This window comes from Streptomyces sp. NPDC058459 (genome assembly GCF_042721685.1).
Taxonomy (GTDB): domain Bacteria; phylum Actinomycetota; class Actinomycetes; order Streptomycetales; family Streptomycetaceae; genus Streptomyces.
Window position 1 is genome coordinate 1 of sequence record NZ_JBHXLV010000397.1, and the last position, 2,030, is coordinate 2,030.

The window sequence follows — 2,030 nt, forward strand, 5'->3', positions numbered from 1 at the left end:
GGTCCCCCGTCACCGCCACAGCGTCCGGCCGGTGTCTGGATGTGATCGGCCAGAACACGACGTCCGGCGCCGGCGTCAACATCTACGACTGCAACGGTCAGGCCAACCAGGCGTGGACGCTGACCCCGGCCGGTGAGCTGCGCGTCTACGACAACCCGGTGTGCCTGGACGTCGTGGGCCAGAACACCACGCCAGGAGCGAAACTGCAGATCTACCCGTGCAACGGCGGCGCCAACCAGAAGTGGCAGGTCAACGGCAACGGGACGATCACCGGCGTACAGTCCGGGCTCTGTCTGGACGTGGTGGGCGCGGCTACCGCGAACAGCACGCCGGTGGATCTGTGGACCTGCAACGGCGGTGGCAACCAGCAGTGGAAGACCACCGCGGGCGACACACGGCCTCCCACGGTCCCGGGCAGCGCGCGGACGAGCGACCTGCTGTGCGACTCGGTCACGTTCTCCTGGAACGCGGCCACCGACGACACCGGCGTGGCCTTCTACGACGTCTACCACGACGGCCAGCTGATCAAGTCGGTCGGCGGCAGCACCCTGTCGACGAGCCTGACCGTGGTTCCCGGGGTCAGATGGGGGCTGTACGTCAACGCGCGTGACGCCGCCGGGAATGTGTCGCAGGCCAGCTCCACCGTGCCGGTCACCCCGCCGCAGTGCCAGGCCGACACCCAGGCGCCCACCGCGCCCGGCAGCCTGACCGGCACCGTCTCCGGCACCACGGTCACCCTCAAGTGGAGCCCGTCCACCGACAACACCGCGGTCAAGTTCTACGACGTCTACCGGGGCACCACCAAGGCCGGCACCGTCACCGCGAACGGAACGACTCCGCCGGCCACCACCTTCACCGACAGCGGCCTGACCGCGAACACGGCCTACCAGTACTACGTCGTCGCGCGTGACGGGCAGGCCAACACCTCGGCGCACAGCAACACCGTCTCCCTCACCACCGGCGCCGCGTGCGCCAACCCGGTGTGCGCGGTCACCCAGATCGCCACCGACACCGACATCCCGTGGGGCCTGGTCACCCTGCCCGACGGCACCGTGCTGTACAACCGCCGTGACGCCCACGACATCATCCACCTCAACCCCGCGACGGGCGCCAAGAAGACGGTGGGCACCGTGCCGGGCGTCGACGAGACGGACGGCGAGGGCGGTCTGCTGGGCCTGGCGATCTCCGCCACCTACTCCAGTGACCACTGGCTGTACATCATGCACACCTCCCCCACCGACAACCGCATCGTCCGCATCAAGCTGACCGGCGACAAGCTCGATGTCAGCAGCGAGCAGACCTTGCTCAGCGGCATACTGCGCAACAAGTTCCACAACGGCGGACGCCTGCGCTTCGGCCCCGACGGCAAGCTCTACGCCACGACCGGCGACGCCCAGAACGGCGACAACGCCCAGAACAAGAACAGCCTCAACGGCAAGATCCTGCGCCTCAACCCTGATGGCACCGTCCCCGCGGACAACCCCTTCGGCAACTACGTGTGGAGCTACGGCCACCGCAATCCGCAGGGTCTCGCCTTCGACTCCCAGGGACGCCTGTGGGAGCAGGAGTTCGGCAACGCGATCATGGACGAGACCAACCTCGTCACCAAGGGCGGCAACTACGGCTGGCCGGCCTGCGAAGGCACCAGCGGAACCTGCGGCACCGCCGGCTACATCGCGCCCAAGCACACCTATCCCACCGCCGAGGGCTCCTGCTCCGGGATCGCCGTCGTACGCGACGTCCTCTACGTGGCGTGCGAGCGCGGCACCCGCATGTACCGCGAAGTCATCTCCGGCTCCGACCTGACGGCCGTACAGACCTACTTCAACGGCACCTACGGCAGACTGCGCACCGTTGAACCCGCCCCCGACGGCGGCCTGTGGCTGACCACGAGCAACGACGGTGACAAGGACAGCATCCCCGACAACAGCAACGAGAAGATCCTGCACGTCACCCTCGGATGACGTGCACCGGCGGCTCGCGCCCGCTTGTCGCCGCGGTGTCGTCCGGCATCCTCCACGGTGCCGGAC

At 68.2% G+C, this 2,030-nt stretch carries 1 protein-coding gene; it reads left to right on the plus strand.

Annotation, left to right across the window (positions count from 1 at the left end; genetic code table 11):
* A partial coding sequence (locus ACFWN1_RS33045; protein ID WP_384370389.1) for a PQQ-dependent sugar dehydrogenase occupies positions 1-1,964 on the plus strand: 1,964 nt, incomplete at its 5' end.
* Positions 1,965-2,030 lie beyond the last annotated feature (66 nt).